Origin of the sequence: Rhodococcus sp. MEB032 (genome assembly GCF_030208925.1) — a bacterium.
GTDB classification, from domain to species: Bacteria; Actinomycetota; Actinomycetes; order Mycobacteriales; family Mycobacteriaceae; genus Rhodococcus_F; species Rhodococcus_F qingshengii.
Map to the genome: position 1 here is coordinate 24,974 of NZ_JARVSY010000010.1, position 14,995 is coordinate 39,968.

Annotated in this window: 14 protein-coding genes; 6 read left to right on the forward strand and 8 right to left on the reverse strand. The window is 62.9% G+C overall.

What is annotated here, in order from left to right:
- Nucleotides 1-3: 3 nt before the first annotated feature.
- The gene (locus QRN54_RS10300; protein ID WP_047270920.1) at nucleotides 4-591 is read right to left on the reverse strand and encodes a TetR/AcrR family transcriptional regulator; all 588 of its coding nucleotides are present in this window, start codon (nucleotides 589-591) and stop codon (nucleotides 4-6) included.
- Nucleotides 592-667: 76 nt separating this feature from the next.
- Between QRN54_RS10300 and QRN54_RS10305 the strand changes: the two genes are divergently transcribed.
- The gene (locus tag QRN54_RS10305; protein WP_030535385.1) at nucleotides 668-1,045 is read left to right on the forward strand and encodes a DUF952 domain-containing protein; all 378 of its coding nucleotides are present in this window, start codon (nucleotides 668-670) and stop codon (nucleotides 1,043-1,045) included.
- Here the strand turns inward: QRN54_RS10305 and QRN54_RS10310 are convergent.
- The gene (locus QRN54_RS10310; RefSeq protein WP_285181952.1) at nucleotides 1,042-2,037 is read right to left on the reverse strand and encodes an ABC transporter permease; all 996 of its coding nucleotides are present in this window, start codon (nucleotides 2,035-2,037) and stop codon (nucleotides 1,042-1,044) included. The genes QRN54_RS10305 and QRN54_RS10310 overlap by 4 nt on opposite strands.
- Nucleotides 2,038-2,126: 89 nt before the next feature.
- Between QRN54_RS10310 and QRN54_RS10315 the strand changes: the two genes are divergently transcribed.
- From QRN54_RS10315 to QRN54_RS10325, 3 genes are read left to right on the forward strand one after another with little or no spacing between them, the layout of a single operon-like run.
- Complete coding sequence (locus QRN54_RS10315; protein ID WP_007733449.1) at nucleotides 2,127-2,702, forward strand: TetR/AcrR family transcriptional regulator; 576 nt, start codon at nucleotides 2,127-2,129, stop codon at nucleotides 2,700-2,702.
- Between the two features lie 40 nt (nucleotides 2,703-2,742).
- Nucleotides 2,743-3,447: a response regulator transcription factor gene (locus QRN54_RS10320; RefSeq protein ID WP_003939853.1), complete on the forward strand. Its 705-nt coding sequence runs from the start codon at nucleotides 2,743-2,745 to the stop codon at nucleotides 3,445-3,447.
- Nucleotides 3,444-4,787: a sensor histidine kinase gene (locus tag QRN54_RS10325; RefSeq protein ID WP_003939972.1), complete on the forward strand. Its 1,344-nt coding sequence runs from the start codon at nucleotides 3,444-3,446 to the stop codon at nucleotides 4,785-4,787. The genes QRN54_RS10320 and QRN54_RS10325 overlap by 4 nt, the downstream gene beginning before the upstream one ends.
- 5 nt (nucleotides 4,788-4,792) lie before the next feature.
- Here QRN54_RS10325 and QRN54_RS10330 read toward each other — a convergent pair whose 3' ends face one another.
- Entirely contained in the window at nucleotides 4,793-7,069 is a 2,277-nt protein-coding gene (locus QRN54_RS10330) for a SulP family inorganic anion transporter (protein WP_285181954.1), read from the reverse strand.
- A 324-nt stretch (nucleotides 7,070-7,393) separates the two neighbouring features.
- Between QRN54_RS10330 and mgrA the strand changes: the two genes are divergently transcribed.
- Nucleotides 7,394-8,425 carry an L-glyceraldehyde 3-phosphate reductase gene (gene mgrA / locus QRN54_RS10335; RefSeq protein ID WP_042451484.1) on the forward strand — a complete coding sequence of 344 codons (1,032 nt, stop codon included), beginning with the start codon at nucleotides 7,394-7,396 and terminating at the stop codon, nucleotides 8,423-8,425.
- Nucleotides 8,426-8,438: 13 nt separating this feature from the next.
- Here mgrA and ppk2 read toward each other — a convergent pair whose 3' ends face one another.
- On the reverse strand, nucleotides 8,439-9,404 hold the full coding sequence (ppk2, locus tag QRN54_RS10340) for a polyphosphate kinase 2 (RefSeq protein WP_003940295.1): 966 nt from the start codon (nucleotides 9,402-9,404) through the stop codon (nucleotides 8,439-8,441).
- A gap of 210 nt (nucleotides 9,405-9,614) precedes the next feature.
- On the opposite strand from ppk2, the gene QRN54_RS10345 reads away from it, so the two are divergent.
- A complete protein-coding gene (locus QRN54_RS10345) occupies nucleotides 9,615-12,032 on the forward strand; it encodes a lysylphosphatidylglycerol synthase transmembrane domain-containing protein (RefSeq protein ID WP_007733454.1) in 2,418 nt (805 codons plus the stop codon).
- 9 nt (nucleotides 12,033-12,041) lie between these two features.
- Here QRN54_RS10345 and QRN54_RS10350 read toward each other — a convergent pair whose 3' ends face one another.
- The 4 genes from QRN54_RS10350 to QRN54_RS10365 form a co-directional block, all read right to left on the reverse strand.
- On the reverse strand, nucleotides 12,042-12,332 hold the full coding sequence (locus QRN54_RS10350) for a hypothetical protein (protein ID WP_277377489.1): 291 nt from the start codon (nucleotides 12,330-12,332) through the stop codon (nucleotides 12,042-12,044).
- Between the two features lie 11 nt (nucleotides 12,333-12,343).
- Nucleotides 12,344-12,793 (reverse strand): flavin reductase family protein, encoded by a 450-nt coding sequence (locus tag QRN54_RS10355; protein WP_007733458.1) that lies wholly within the window; start codon nucleotides 12,791-12,793, stop codon nucleotides 12,344-12,346.
- A gap of 49 nt (nucleotides 12,794-12,842) precedes the next feature.
- Nucleotides 12,843-14,009 (reverse strand): LLM class flavin-dependent oxidoreductase, encoded by a 1,167-nt coding sequence (locus QRN54_RS10360; RefSeq protein WP_204855469.1) that lies wholly within the window; start codon nucleotides 14,007-14,009, stop codon nucleotides 12,843-12,845.
- 94 nt (nucleotides 14,010-14,103) lie between these two features.
- Complete coding sequence (locus tag QRN54_RS10365; RefSeq protein WP_007733461.1) at nucleotides 14,104-14,913, reverse strand: helix-turn-helix transcriptional regulator; 810 nt, start codon at nucleotides 14,911-14,913, stop codon at nucleotides 14,104-14,106.
- Nucleotides 14,914-14,995: the final 82 nt, after the last annotated feature.

A 14,995-nucleotide genomic window follows, 5' to 3' on the forward strand; every position in this document is an offset into this window, starting at 1 on the left:
AGCCTACCGATCAGATCTCAGAACGCATCCCACCGCACGGGCCGCCAGTTGCGCCGCTCTTTCGGCAGTCGGTTCGGAGGTGAGCCCGAGCAGTCGCCGCCGGTGCTCCTCCCCGAGCAGCAAGGTGTACAACTGATCCGCGCACAGCGCAGCCTTCTGGCCGTGCTGATCGATCAAAATCTTCTCCAGAAAGGCAATCGACTTGGCCGGGCCGGATTCGTAGAACGCTGCGGCCAATTCAGGGAACTGCACGGCCTCGCCGATCATCATGCGGTGCAGCGCAATCGAGTTGTCGCTGTGCAGGGCGATGACGATGTCCACTGCAGCGGCGAGCAGGTCGGACTGGCCCTCGCCGGCATTGTCGACGTACGCGTGCTGACGCGCAACCGCAGCTGCAAAGACCGCAGACTTGTCGCCGAAGTAGCTGTACACGGTGCGCTTGGCCACGCCGGCCACCGTGGCAATGCCCTCGATGGTCGTTCGGGCGAACCCGACATCTCGAAACGAGTCGACAGCGACGTCGAGAATCTCGTTGCGTCGTTCGGCGCGCTCGGCGTCACTGGTTCTCCCACGTCTGCGCGGTTGCTCCATAAAGTCCCCTGTTACCGTGCCGGTAAATTAATGCTACGTTGACGTTTCATTAATTCGAATACTACAGGAGCACTGCATGACCGGACAACGACTCGTCCACGTCGCTATCGCCGACGACTGGGAAGCATGCAAGCGTTTCGGTGAGTACGAGGTCTCGACGCGCGGAATCAGTTACGACGAGGCAGGATTCATTCGCGCAACGACCCCGGACGCACTCACTTCGGTGCTCGATCTGGTGTTCGGCGACCTCACATTGCCGCTGGTCGTCGCCGTCATCGATCAGGACGCCCTGACCTCCGCGGGCATCGACGTCGAATGGGAGGCGGAAAAGCCCCGAATCCTCCGACCTCTACCGATGGACGAGGACACCGTGGTCGCCGAACTGGCCGTGGAACGCGTTGACGGGGTCTGGCCGATTCCCGACCTGACCCCGTACGCAAGCTGCGCCGGCTAGACCAGCGCAGCCTCCGGTTCGATAACCGGCGCCGACGCCTTCTTCCGGCCGGCAGCCACGCACAGCGCGATCCCGACGGCAATCCAGCACACCAGCACCAGAAGTGGCGTGGTGGCGCCATGGCCGTCGAAGAACGCCATCGAACGGACGGATGCTCCTGCGGCGCCAGGTGGGAGCAGCTGCCCCAATGCGCCCCAGCCTGCGGGCAACCACGCGGCAGTTGTCGCCATCCCCGAGAGTGGGTTTCCGATGAACATCATCGTGACGGCGCCCAACGCGAACCCCTTCATCCCGAGCAGGGATTCGAGCCCCAAAATGGGAAGCGAGATGGCCGACATGCCCATGGTGAGTGCGAGCGCGGTGAGCAGGTAGTTTCCGTCAAGACTGTTGGTGCCGAACTGCAGAATGGCAGTCAGTGCAAAACCCGCGACCACCGCGACGCCGGCAGCGCCCAACACTCGCCTGACGATGCTGCGCGGAAACAGTTGCACGAGAACAACAGCGGGCATGATTCCGCCGAACACCAAGGGCAAGGCCAATGCCGTGAGCCCAGCACCGGTCGGGTCGTCCGCCGTCAACGGCACAACGTCTTCGACGGGAACCTTTGCCCCCGAGGCCTCCGAGAGGCCGTTGGCCACCCCGGTCAGGGTCTGGGCGATCGGGGTTCCGCCTGCAGTCGCGATCAACACGTGAGGACCGTTGGCATCAACGGCGATTCCGCCGACCACGTCGCGATTCCGAATCGCGTCACGCAGGGCGTCGGCGTCGGCGAATTCTCGAGTATCGAAGGCGCCTTGCTTACTCGCCTCGAGCGAGGTGCTGATCTGTTCGGTTGCCGCAGCTGGACCGGTGATGCCCAACTTCAGTTCGTGCGGGCCACTGTTGACCGAGGGCAGCACGAAGGCAAGCAGCATCAGCCCGATCACGGCGGACAAGCCCAACACCACAGCCACCAACTTCTTGCGGTCCCGTGCTTCGACTTCGGCGTTCATAACTACCTTCCCTAAGTGGAAGTTTTTCCTCCACTATTTGTGGAAGATATTCCTCCGGTTATGATGAACTGTCAATACCGGAGGTGGATGTGCGAGCCGATGCACGTGAACGCAGAAACGCAATAGTCGACGCCGCACGAGCGGTGTTCACCGAACGCGGGCACGACGCGCCGCTCGATGCAGTCGCAGAACTCGCGAAAGTGGGCATCGCCACGCTGTATCGAAACTTTCCGACGCGCGAGGACCTCGTGACCGCCGTCGCCGTCGCAACACTGACCGATGTCCGCGAGGCTGCCGACATCGCACTCACGGCAATGTCCACCGATCCGATAAACGCGTGGCACACGCTGGTGGACCGCCTCGTGGAACTGCGCCTGGGTGCGCTCATTCCTGCACTGGTGGAACGCAGTTTCACCGAGCTGGCGCCCGAAGTTCTGGCGGTGCGTGAGGTGACGAAAACGAAGATGACCGCGACGATCGGCGCCGCTCAGAGCGCCGGACTGGTTCGCGCCGATCTGCAACCGCTCGAATTCGTCATGGCTCTGGCCAAACTGACGCGCCCGCAAATCGAGTTGTCCGACGAGGCCATGCCGAACCTGGTCCCGCGGTTGGTCGCGGTGTTCATGGCCGGTCTGCGTCCGGACGGTACCGACTTGCCGGTCTGATCGGCGAAACCCGACGTACCAGGCAAGGCACAATGGGGCTGTGACCGAGATACCGAAAATCCTCGTAGTCGACGACGACGCAGACGTCCTGACCTCACTCGAACGCGGATTGCGGCTCTCGGGATTCACCGTACTGACGGCGGTGGACGGCGCCGACGCGCTCCGAGTGATCTCCGACAAGCGACCGGACGCGGTAGTCCTCGACATCAACATGCCGGTGCTCGACGGCACCGGTGTGGTGACGGCGCTTCGTGCCGCCGGCAACGAAATCCCGATCTGCGTGCTCAGTGCGCGCAACTCGGTCGACGATCGCATCGCCGGGCTCGAATCCGGTGCAGACGACTACATGGTCAAACCGTTTGTTCTTGCCGAACTGGTTGCCCGGATCCGCGCAATGCTCCGTCGCAGCAACACTCCGGCCGGCGATCATTCCGAGGGTACGAATACCCTGCGGGTCGGAAACCTCGACATCGATCTCTCCGGTCGCCGGGTTCGTGTCGACGGCAAGGAAGTACCGCTCACCAAACGCGAATTCGAGCTACTCGAAGTGCTCGCACACAATTCCGGCATCGTGCTCACTCGCGAACGTCTCCTCGAACTGGTGTGGGGCTACGACTTCGTCGCCGACACGAACGTCGTGGACGTCTTCATCGGCTATCTGCGTCGAAAGTTCGAATCCGGCGGTTCACCTCGTCTGCTGCATACCGTTCGCGGCGTCGGGTTCGTGCTTCGGGAGAACCCGTGAAGCGTCGCCGCTTCTCACTACGAACTCGCGTTGCCGCGGCCGCGGCACTGGGGGCGACGTTCATCGTCATCGCACTCGGTGTGGTCGTTGCACTGGCTATCGCACGAAACAATTTGGCGCAGTTGGACCGTCGATTGGAGACGGCATCGACGGTCATCGTGGCCAATGCGGCTACAGCGGGACCTTTTCTCGGCGCGTTCGGAGACGGCGGCGCCTTTTCCGTGACCATCCGCTCCGACACCGACGGAACCGTCAAATCCAGTACCCCGACGCGACTGCCCGAACTACCGGTCGGCTCGGCGACCGTCGACGTGGACGGTACGAAGTACCGGGCATATACCGCCGAGGCCGACGGGATCAATGCCCTTGTCTCGCTGGCGGTTCCCTATGCCGAAGCGCGAGACATCACAGTCGACCAACAGCGACAGGTTGCGTTCTTCGGCGTCGGGGCCGTAGCGGCCGCAGCTGCGTTGGGATGGTTGTTCGGTGGCCCGGCGGTGCGCCCCCTCGTGGAGTTGACCCGCCGGATCGCCAGGCGCGATCCCGATCTCGCCACCGAGGTTTCCGGAATCCGTGAAGCGGACGAGCTTGCCGCAGCAGCAGAATCGATGCTCAGCGACGTCGCTCGAGCGCAAGCCGCAACCAACTCCGCCCTTGCCGCCGCCCGAGATTTTGCGTCCGCCTCGGCTCACGAACTCCGAACTCCGTTGACAGCAATGCGAACCGACATCGAAGTGTTGTCCATTCACGACCTCGATCACGAACAAAGACGCGAGATCCTCACAGATCTGGCCCGCGCGCAGGGCCGCGTCGAGTCAACTCTGAGAGACCTCGAGCGCCTGGCGAAGGGTGAACTCTCGACGGCCGAGGATTTCAAGGACACCGATTTGACCGAGGTCTGCGACATCGCTGCCGACGACGCACGCCGACATCATCCTGGGCTCGACGTCGGCGTCGTCACGGTGGATTCCCCACTCCCCTATTGCATCCGGGCCCTTCCCGGCGGAATCCGGTTGATCCTCGACAACGCGATCACCAATGCAGTCCGCCACGGCGGCGCGAGCGCGGTGCGCATCACCCTCGCTCGCCCGGCAGATTCACCGGACACCGTCACGATCACGATCGACGACAACGGTTGCGGAATACCGGCCGAGGAACGCTCGAGCGTGTTCGAGCGCTTCACTCGCGGATCGACGGCAGGCAAGACAGGCTCCGGTTTGGGCCTGGCGCTGGTGGCGCAGCAGGCGGCCCTGCACGGCGGACGGACGACATTTCACGACAGTCCACTCGGCGGGGCTCGCCTGCTGGTCGAACTCAGGGATCAGCCCGGACCCGAATAGCCCCTTCAGGTCTCGATCAACTGGCCGATCCCTGACGCTGTCACTTCGATGACCCGAGCCGAGCCGATGTCGAAGAACAGTCCGGCGATACGCAGGCGACCATCCACACGGGCCTGACCGACGAGAGGATGGCGTTCGAGAGTCTGCAATTGGACTGCGACATTGACCATTCCGAGCTGATCGACCTCCGAGAAACCTGCCTCGGCCGCAGCACGCGCGACCGGATGGCCACTCGTATAGGCCTGCAAGCTCGTCTCCGCATGCCGCAGCCATTCCCCGACGACTCCCGATTCCGACGAACCGTTCGTCAGGAGTGCTTGCATCGCGCCGCAGCCCGAATGTCCGCACACGACCACCGAGCTGACACCCAACTCGTCGATCCCGAAGGCCAGTGCCGCTTCCACCGACGTATCGCGGCCGCCGGCAGGAACCAGGTTTCCGACATTGCGCACGGTGAACAGGTCGCCGGGGCCACTGCTCGTGATGATGTTCGGCACCACTCGCGAATCTGCGCAGGTAAGGAAAAGAGAGTCGGGGTTCTGCCCGTCGCGCAACTGATCCATGTGCGGCCGTATCGCTTCGGCGCGATGGCGATGATAGTTGGACACCCCGTCGAGAATGGGCCGCAAGGCCGGCGGGCTGCTCAGATTCCTCCCCGAAGCCTGTGGTTGCCAACTGCCCCACGGCGCGAGCAAGCCGCGCAGGTCGGTGACTGCGGCGCCGCGCTTCGGCGGACCGGTGGTCGCGCTCTCCATACTCACCGAGCCGACTTCGTCGATGACCACCGAACCACCTGCCAACTCGTACTGCCTCGCCCACTCTTCGATGACGTCGAAGACGGCATGGTCGAGGAAGTCGACAGACAGCTCGACGGTGACGTCCGACCGCGGTGGGAGTCCGGCGAGCACCGACGTCAGCTTGGGCAGCACCAGGAAGGTGCACGAGCCTTCGACCAGGACGCGCCACTTCCCGGAATCGTTGTCGCCCAACTCTTCTGCGGTGACAGTTGCGCGGATGACACGCCACACCAGGAGGGCGATGGCCAGCGCCAACCCGATCAGGACGCCCTCGAGCAGATTCAAGAACACGACGCCGACCACCGTGATGCCGTACACCCACAGATCACCGGTCCGTCGCGCCAACCGAATGTGCGCCAGCTTGACCAGTTGAATACCGATGACAATCAACAGTCCGGCCAGTGCAGACTTCGGAATCTGCTGGACCAACCCGGCGAGCGCAGCCGAGAACAGCAGAATCCACAGGCCGTGCATGATCGACGACGCGCGGGACTTCGCCCCGGCCTCGACATTGGTCGCACTGCGCACGATCACCCCGGTGACCGGAAGGCCGCCGATGGCCCCGGACACCATGTTCGCGGTGCCCTGGCCGAGCATCTCGCGATCGAAGTTCGACCGCGGGCCCGAGTGCATCTTGTCCACGGCCACGGCCGAGAGCAGACTCTCCACACTGGCGATCAGGGCAATGGTCAGGATGCCGGTTGCGACGCCGAGCCACTGGCCGTCGGGCAGAGCGGGGAGTCCGATCGAGTCCAGCAAAGATCCGTCGAGAGCAATACGATCGACGTCGATCGGCAGCGCCAGCGAAGCGAGAGTTGCCAATACGATGCCCACCAACGCCGCCGGAACCTTGCGGACACCGGCAGGGAGATAGCGCCACCCGAGAAGGGTGGCGATGACGACGAGTCCGATCATCAGGTCCTCGACATGCAAGGCACCGATCTGTGCGGGCAACTGCCGTAGATTGTCCAGCGCCGAGCTGGCCGAGCTTCCACCCAACAACACGTGAACCTGTTGTAGCGCAATGGTGATGCCGATACCGGCGAGCATCGCATGCACCACCACTGGAGCAATAGCCAGCGCCGCACGGGCAATTCGGCTGAGCCCGAACACGATCTGCAGAATTCCGGCGCCGACGGTGATCAGGCAGGTGACTTTCCACCCGAACTTGCCGATCAGTTCGGCGACCACCACGGTCAGGCCGGCTGCGGGACCACTGACTTGCAGCGGTGAACCTCCCACAGCTCCGGCCACCACTCCGCCGACGATTGCGGCGATCAGACCTGCCATGATCGGCGCCCCGGAGGCGATCGCAATTCCCAATGACAGGGGAAGCGCCACCAGGAATACGACCAGCGACGCCGGCACGTCGTATCTGATCAGTTGCTCGAGATATCGCCGGCTTCCACCACCCGGCGGAGACGAATCCCCCACGACGCTCTCGTCTGCGGATGATTGTGCGTGCACTACGGACTGCGTCGACATAGATCTCCTCGCCGGACCCCGGATCCGGCTGCTGGGCAACATGTTCGAAGCGAATCGGCGATCGGTATCGCCGATCGACTGTGACCATGGTAACCGCGATTCCTTACCGTTCCCTTAGATGCGAGCCCAGACGTGGTCGACGTCACCGCCGCCCGGCACTGTGACTCGAACCTGAACATCGGTCCAAAAGATCGATCGAATTGCTTTAAACCGCAAGCATTTTGACTGACACACCTCCAGCGGCCGGCACACCTGAGCGCCGTCGGCGATAATGGTCGGGAGTGAACGCTCAACCGCAGACACAACGATGTGAAGGCAGGCACCATGTCCGATCAGTACGTCGCCACGCAGGACCGCTACGAAGCCATGCCGTACCGCCGAACCGGTCGGAGCGGTCTCAAACTCCCGGCCATCTCGCTGGGCCTCTGGCACAACTTCGGCGACGACGTACCGATCGAGAACCAGCGCGCAGTTCTGCGGCGGGCATTCGATCTCGGAATCACCCACTTCGATCTTGCGAACAACTACGGTCCCCCGTACGGAAGCGCCGAGACGAACTTCGGCAGGATCCTGCGTGAGGATTTCTCTTCGTACCGCGAGGAATTGGTCATCTCGTCCAAAGCCGGCTGGGACATGTGGCCCGGCCCCTACGGATTCGGTGGTTCCCGCAAGTATTTGCTGTCTTCCCTCGATCAGTCGCTCGGACGACTCGGCGTCGACTATGTCGACATCTTCTACAGCCATCGCCCTGACGCCGAAACTCCGATCGACGAGACCGCAGGCGCCCTGATCAGCGCTGTCCAGCAGGGCAAGGCCCTGTACGCGGGTATCAGTTCGTACTCGCCGGAGCGCACCCGTGAAATCGCCGCACTGCTCGCCGCTGCGGGGGTTCCGCTCTTGATCCACCAGCCGAGCTATTCGATGCTGAACCGCTGGATAGAGCAGGACCTGCTGTCGGCTGTCGACGATCTCGGCGTCGGCGTCATCGCGTTCTCACCACTCGCTCAAGGCATGCTCACCGATCGCTATCTGAACGGTGTCCCCGAGGATTCCCGTGCAGCTCAAGGTAAGTCACTGGATCCGTCGTGGTTGACCGACGACGCTCTCACCCACATCCGCGCGCTCAACGACATCGCGGCAGACCGCGGCCAGTCGCTGGCTCAGCTGGCACTGAGCTGGGCACTCCGCGATTCGCGGGTCACCTCGGTACTGATCGGTGCGTCCAGTGTCGCCCAACTCGAAGCCAACGTCGGCGCGCTCGACAATCTCGAATTCAGCGCAGCCGAACTGGCCTCCATAGATCAGCACGCCAAGGACAGCGGCATCAATCTGTGGGCAGAGGCCAGTTCGATCTGAGCGATCACCTGCGCTAGAGCTGAGGCAACTCCACGTTCACGTGCTCGCCCTCTTCGAATACGGCCGACGCCGGCCCGACGATCAAGGGATCCGGAGTACCGACAGCCCGGTGATCCTTGTTGGGATAGTCGAAGCTGGCGAGCACGTGACGCATCGCCTCGAGGCGAGCGCGCTTCTTGTCGTTGCTCTTGATCACCGTCCAGGGCGCATCCCCGGTATCGGTGTAGAAGAACATGGCTTCCTTGGCCTGGGTGTAGTCGTCCCACTTGTCGAGCGAAGCCAGATCGGTCGGTGAGAGCTTCCACTGACGCACCGGGTCCGTTCGGCGGGCCGCGAACCGCGCCAACTGCTCTTCGCGGCTGACCGAGAACCACAGCTTGTGCAGATGAATCCCGGAGTTGACGAGCATCCGCTCGAAGTCCGGGGTCTCTCTCATGAACTCGAGATACTGCGTCGGCGTGCAGTAACCCATCACTCGTTCGACGCCGGCGCGGTTGTACCAGGACCGGTCCATCATCACTATCTCGCCGCCGCTGGGTAGGTGTGCGACATAGCGTTGGAAATACCACTGCGTCCGCTCGATGTCGGTGGGCTTCTCGAGCGCGACCACGCGGGCTCCACGGGGATTGAGATGCTCGGTGAATCTCTTGATCGACCCGCCCTTACCGGCAGCATCGCGACCTTCGAAGATGATGAGCACCTTCTGACCGGTTTCCTTGACCCACAGCTGCAGCTTGAGCAACTCGATCTGCAGACGCCGCTTCTTCCGCTCGTACTCGCGGCGCGACATCTTCTTCTCGTACGGATAGCCCTGCTTCCAGGCATCCGCGAACTCCGAAGGCTCCAGCACTCCGAGCTTGTGCTTGAGACTCGACAGCTCGTCGATCTCGGCCGCGTAATCCTCGGTGACGGAAATTCTGGTCGACGGGGTCGGCAGGTCAGGAACCCGACCGTCCACACCGCTGGCGTCGGGGCTCATGAATCCGCACTCCCTGTCGTCGAAATGAACGAACGTCCGGAAAGTGAATTTTACGCGCCGAAGCCCGCTCCCGCGGGTCCGAAGAGAATGTTGCTTGGCATCGAGGAGGTAACGACAGGTCCGGCTTCCCAGTCGCCGAACCCTCACGCGGTACCTTGATCGAGGTAACTGAGACGGTCGGTAACCCCGAGAGAAGAGAGTTCTGGCGAGATGCGAGTAGACGGACGGGAGATCCCGGTAACGGGAAGCCTCCTGCCACCACTGCACCGCCGTACGAGCGACATCATGCGGGTTGCGATCGCTGCTGTGCTGCTCGGCGGCGTGATCGCGGGATCTCTGATCACTCGAAGTCAGTGGGACGCCCTCGAAACGTCGGTGTCCAACATCGTCGGTGTTCTCTCGCCGAGCCTGTCCGACACTGTGTACCTGCTCTACGGCATCGCAATTCTGGCGCTACCGTTCGCCATCCTGATCGGCCTGATCGTCGGGCGCCGGTGGAAGTTGCTGGCCGGATACGCCGCCGCCGGACTGTGCGCCGGTGTCGCGCTGTCCTTCACCGGAACAGGCCTGGCGGCACCGAAATGGCACCTCGACGTGCCGGACCGACTCGACGCCACCTTCCTGTCTCAATTCCTCGACGATCCGCGATGGATCGCGATGCTCGCGGCGGTGCTCACCGTCTCGGGCCCGTGGCTTCCGAAGAAGTGGCGACGAGCCTGGTGGACGCTGCTTCTGCTCTTCGCTCCCATCCATCTGATCGTCAGCTCGATCGTTCCCGCACGATCGATGCTGGGTCTCGCCGTCGGTTACCTGATCGGCGCGGTGATCGTTCTCGCCGTCGGCACCCCTGCCCTCGAAGTGCCATTGGACTCGGCAGTACGCGTACTCGCGCGGCGCGGTTACCGCGTCACCGCATTCCGCGTCGTGAGTCCCTCGGGAATCGGGCCTCTTGTCATGTCCGCAGCCATCGACCAAGCACCGGACGACGAACCTTTCGACGAACTCGTCGTCGAGTTGTACGGACAGAACCAGCGAAGCAGCGGAGCAATTCGACAGACGTTCCGTTGGATCTCGTTCCGGAACCGTGAAACTCCGCCGCCCTACGGATCACTTCGTCGCGCCGTCGAACACCGAGCGCTCATGGGCATCGCGTTCGCCGACATCGGTCTGGCCAGTTCCAAGGCCGTCGCAATCTCGGTACTCGATCGCGGGTGGGAGATGTACGCGCGCCCGAGTCCTCGTGGCATCCCCCTTGCCGTCGCCGTCGAGAACCAGGCGGGCGAGGAAGAATCCACCAAACTGATCGACGCGCTGTGGCAGACACTGCATACCGCTCACGTGCACCAGATGGCGCACGGCGACCTGCGCGCTTCCGAGATTCGTGTCGAAGGCGGAACCATCCTCTTCGGCGGGTACGCGTACTCCGAATTCGGCGCCACCGAAGTTCAGATGCAGTCCGACAACGCACAACTTCTCTTCGCCACCGCATCATTGTTCGGGGTCGATGCAGCGGTGGACGCCGCGATTCGAGCGCAAGGCGCAGACACGATTCTCGCCGCCTCCGGCCGATTGACCACCGCTGCATTGCCCAACCGAATTCGGCGGACGGTCACGGATTCCGCGAAACTGATGACCGAGATCCGAGACGAGGTCGGTGCCAAGAACGGGATCGAAAAGGTCGCTCCCGCACAGGTCACCCGATTCAGTCGCAACCAGCTGATCCAGCTCGTTCTGCTCATCGGTCTGGTCTACGTCGCCTACCCCTTCATCAGCCAGGTCCCCGCGTTCATCACCGAACTGAAGACGGCCAACTGGTGGTGGGCACTGCTCGGCCTCGGCGTCTCCGCACTGACGTACGTCGGCGCGGCAGCGGCCCTGTGGGCCTGTGCGTCGTCGATGGTCAGTTACCGCAACCTCTTGATCATGCAGGTGGCCAACACCTTTGCGGCGACGACAACTCCGGCCGGAGTCGGCGGGCTCGCGCTGAGCGTGCGGTTCCTGCAGAAGGGCGGGCTCGGTACCGTCCGCGCAACGGCCGCAGTCGCGCTGCAACAGACGGTCCAGGTGGTCACCCACGTCGGCTTGCTGATCTTCTTCTCGATCGTCGCCGGACGTGATACGAACCTCTCGCACTTCATCCCGGGATCCACTGTTCTGTACCTGGCGGGCGGCGTCGCGCTCGGAGTTCTCGGTGCATTCATGTTCATCCCGAAACTCCGTGGGTGGCTGCGCGACGACCTGCGTCCTCAGATCACCGAGGTGTTGGGTGAACTGAGCCAACTCGCGCGAAATCCCACGCGCTTCCTCATCATCGTGGGCGGCAGCGCCGCAACAACTCTCGGTGCCGCCCTGGCTCTGTGGGCGAGCGTCGAAGCATTCGGCGGCGGAACGACGTTCATCACCGTCACCATCGTGACGATGATCGGTGGGACGCTCGCCTCGGCGGCTCCGACACCGGGTGGCGTCGGAGCCGTCGAGGCCGCCCTCATCGGTGGTCTGTCCGCATTCGGACTGCCGGCAAGCATCGCGGTCCCGTCGGTCCTGCTCTACCGAGTGCTGACCTGCTGGCTCCCGGTGTTCTGCGGTTGGCCGACGCTGCGATGGCTGCAGAAGAACGACATGGTCTGAGCCGTTCCGCTACTTCTGGCGAACGACGTGAACCTGCAGTGCTTCGCCGTCCTCGTCCACCCAGCCTTTGCTCTGGGCGTAGTCGACCATCGCGGCAACACCTTCGACGTCCGTGGTGCTCTCGCGAACGCGGGCTACCGAGATGAATGCACTACCACCGCTGACGTATCCGTAATCCTGAAGGCGCAAGAGTTCGTCCAGTTCGGCTTCGGAGATGTCGGCACTCACCTCGACGTGAAAGGCCTTCAGGTTGTCCACATCGTGGATGCTGACGCGGCCGTCGTCCACCAGTACATACATGGCTCTCCTTCCTAGAGCACTGACGTCGGTGCGTGCGTACCGAATACACGCCGGTGGTAGGTCAGTGGATTCGACTCGCGGTGCTCGACCTCGTCCACCGATCCTGTCACGATCTTGTGATCACCACCGTCCACGACGGCATCAACGGTGCACGCGATCCAGATGGATACGTCCGGCAGTCTCGGAACACCGAGATGCTCCGCCCACTCGACACCGTCGAACTTCGCACGGCCCTTCCTCGCAAAGGCAACCGCCAGTGAGCTTTGCGCGGTCCCGAGGACATTGATCGCGAACCTCCGCGTTCCTTCGATGAGGCCGAGAACTTCCGACTGTCGATCCAGAGCCACCGCGGTCATCGGCGGGTCCATCGACAACGACATGAATGCGCTGACCGTCGTGCCGTGCGGCCGGTCGCCGTCCATTGCCGTGACGACGGCGACCGGTGAGCACACGTGCGCCATGGCTTCTCGAAAACGCAACGCCCGGTTGCCCTGTGGGACATTCACGATGTCAGCCCTTGTCTGCCAACTCTTGTGCGTACTTCTTCGTCATGTGGTCGACGGCGTCGAGTTGCGCCTTTGCATGCCCTTCCCTGACAGCGCGCGCGTGAGCTGCCGCGTCGAGCGTCGCCTGCGCCTGCCCTTGGAAGTGCGGAAAGACCTCCTGCGCGAACAACTCTGCCGAACGTCGGGTGTCCTGCGGGTTCGCCCAATCGTGACCCATCTGCAGCATGCAGCCGAAACCACCGGACTGGTCCCACAGCCGTTGTACCTGACGTCTGGCCTGCTCCGGTGTGCCGATGACACCGATCCCGGCCTCGTTGATGAAGTCGATCATCTCGCTCAGACGCGCACCGGAGACCGCCATCTGAGGGAAGGCCGCGACGTGCTGGAAATAGTCGAACCACTCCTCGATGCCGTACTCGACCTGCTTGCGTGCTTCCGCCTCGGTTTCGGCGATGTGGAAAGGTCCGGCAAGAGACCACTGCCGACGATCCACCGTCGTCCCGTTGACCTCAGCGCGTTCCTCCATCACATTCCAGTGGTGCGCCAAGGCGTCGAAACCGTCGGCGGACAAGGTTGCTCCGATGGAGAGCAGACCGAGACCGTGCGTACCGGCCAGGCGAGGTCCTGTCGGGGAGGCCACTGCGGCCACGGTGATTTCGATGCCGTTCTCCGAGTACGGAGCGAGCTGCAGCTTGGCGTCGTACAGCTCGTGGGTTCGTGTCTTCGCGGATACCGTCTCGCCACGAAGAAGGCGCACGACGATGTCGAGGTTCTCCTGCAACAACTCTCGGGTGTCCGTCGGGTTCAGACCGATCATCGCCGAGTCGGTGGGCAACGAACCGGGCCCGACTCCGAAGATGGAGCGCCCCTGAGTCAGGTGATCCAACTGCATGATTCGATCCGCTGCCCACAGCGGGTTGTGATACGACAACGACGTGACACCCGTGCCGAAACGAATCCGAGGTGCGCGCTGCGAGGCTGCAGCGATCATGATTTCCGGCGACGCGATGATCTCGCTTCCGGCAGAGTGATGCTCACCGAACCACGCCTCGTCGTAGCCCAACCGGTCGAGGTACTCGACCAGTTCGAGATCACGCTGCAGTGCGGCGGTGGGATTGCGTCCGGGGACGTGGAACGGTGCCATGAAATACCCGAAACGAAGCCTACTCATGAGTTCTCCTAGTGCTGTGGGCCAACTCCTGGCCGTGCACCGAAAACGCTATCCGTGCCGTGACCGCGGTCACAGTGCACGAAAGTGGACAATCTCAAGCGCGTTGATCGGCAAGTTTCTGCGCGTAGACCAACTTCACGAACTCGGCACGGTTGCGAACGCGCAGAAGAGCAAGGATGCGGCTTACATACTTCTTCACCGTGTCCGGACTCAGCGACAGGATCACCGCGATCTCGTCGTTGGTATGGCCGTCCGCCAACAACTCCGCGAGATCGATCTGCCGGGGCGTCAGCTTCTCTCGCCATCCCGGCTCGCGTTGCCCGGGCAGCGTCTGACACAACAGCGACAATTGCTTGCCCAGAATGCCCAAGCCCACGATGTCGCGCCCCGACAGATCCTTGCCTTCTGAATCGAAAATCCCCACCAGACCGTGACCGCCGTGGGCCAACTGGAGATGCATCACCGACGCGCTGTGAAGGCGTTTGCGATAGAGGAAATCTCGCAGGTACGTCGCCGACTGTGAAGGGACGTCGGCCAACTGAGTGTGCGTGATGGCGGGAGATGCCAACAGCGTTGCCCGCGATTGCGCCGTCGCAAAAACGTCGTCGAGGTACCAGTGCGCTTGGTACTCGTCGAGGATCGGCGTGATCCGCCCGGTCGTCACCGGATCCGGGTCGGCGAAAGCCGTCGTGAAGGTCGGGCCGGCAAGGAAGGTGGTGTTGGGACAGCGGTAGTGATCATGGAGCGCGACCATGAGGAGATCCTTGAGCTGATCGAGCGTTCTCGCGGCCGAGCAGTAGTCGAAGACAGCGAAGACACGGTCGTAGTCCGCAGCGGACAGAGCGACGTCACCGCTACCGTGCACGTCGACCACCTCACCCGAACTATGATCCAGATCACTCATCGGACAGCATATGCATTACTTCGAGAGAACGGACAACTTCGACGCCTACCAGCACTGTTGATGCCGATAGCCGATACTGAGC

Bases quoted from the DNA above. Each gene is read 5' to 3' on its own strand.
- QRN54_RS10330 (WP_285181954.1), bottom strand. From the start codon at position 7,069: ATGTCGACGCAGTCCGTAGTGCACGCACAATCATCCGCAGACGAGAGC.
- QRN54_RS10350 (WP_277377489.1), bottom strand. From the start codon at position 12,332: ATGTATGTACTGGTGGACGACGGCCGCGTCAGCATCCACGATGTGGAC.
- QRN54_RS10300 (WP_047270920.1), bottom strand. From the start codon at position 591: ATGGAGCAACCGCGCAGACGTGGGAGAACCAGTGACGCCGAGCGCGCC.
- QRN54_RS10355 (WP_007733458.1), bottom strand. From the start codon at position 12,793: ATGGCGCACGTGTGCTCACCGGTCGCCGTCGTCACGGCAATGGACGGC.
- QRN54_RS10360 (WP_204855469.1), bottom strand. From the start codon at position 14,009: ATGAGTAGGCTTCGTTTCGGGTATTTCATGGCACCGTTCCACGTCCCC.
- ppk2 (WP_003940295.1), bottom strand. From the start codon at position 9,404: ATGAGCCCCGACGCCAGCGGTGTGGACGGTCGGGTTCCTGACCTGCCG.
- QRN54_RS10305 (WP_030535385.1), top strand. From the start codon at position 668: ATGACCGGACAACGACTCGTCCACGTCGCTATCGCCGACGACTGGGAA.
- mgrA (WP_042451484.1), top strand. From the start codon at position 7,394: ATGTCCGATCAGTACGTCGCCACGCAGGACCGCTACGAAGCCATGCCG.
- QRN54_RS10345 (WP_007733454.1), top strand. From the start codon at position 9,615: ATGCGAGTAGACGGACGGGAGATCCCGGTAACGGGAAGCCTCCTGCCA.
- QRN54_RS10310 (WP_285181952.1), bottom strand. From the start codon at position 2,037: ATGAACGCCGAAGTCGAAGCACGGGACCGCAAGAAGTTGGTGGCTGTG.
- QRN54_RS10365 (WP_007733461.1), bottom strand. From the start codon at position 14,913: ATGAGTGATCTGGATCATAGTTCGGGTGAGGTGGTCGACGTGCACGGT.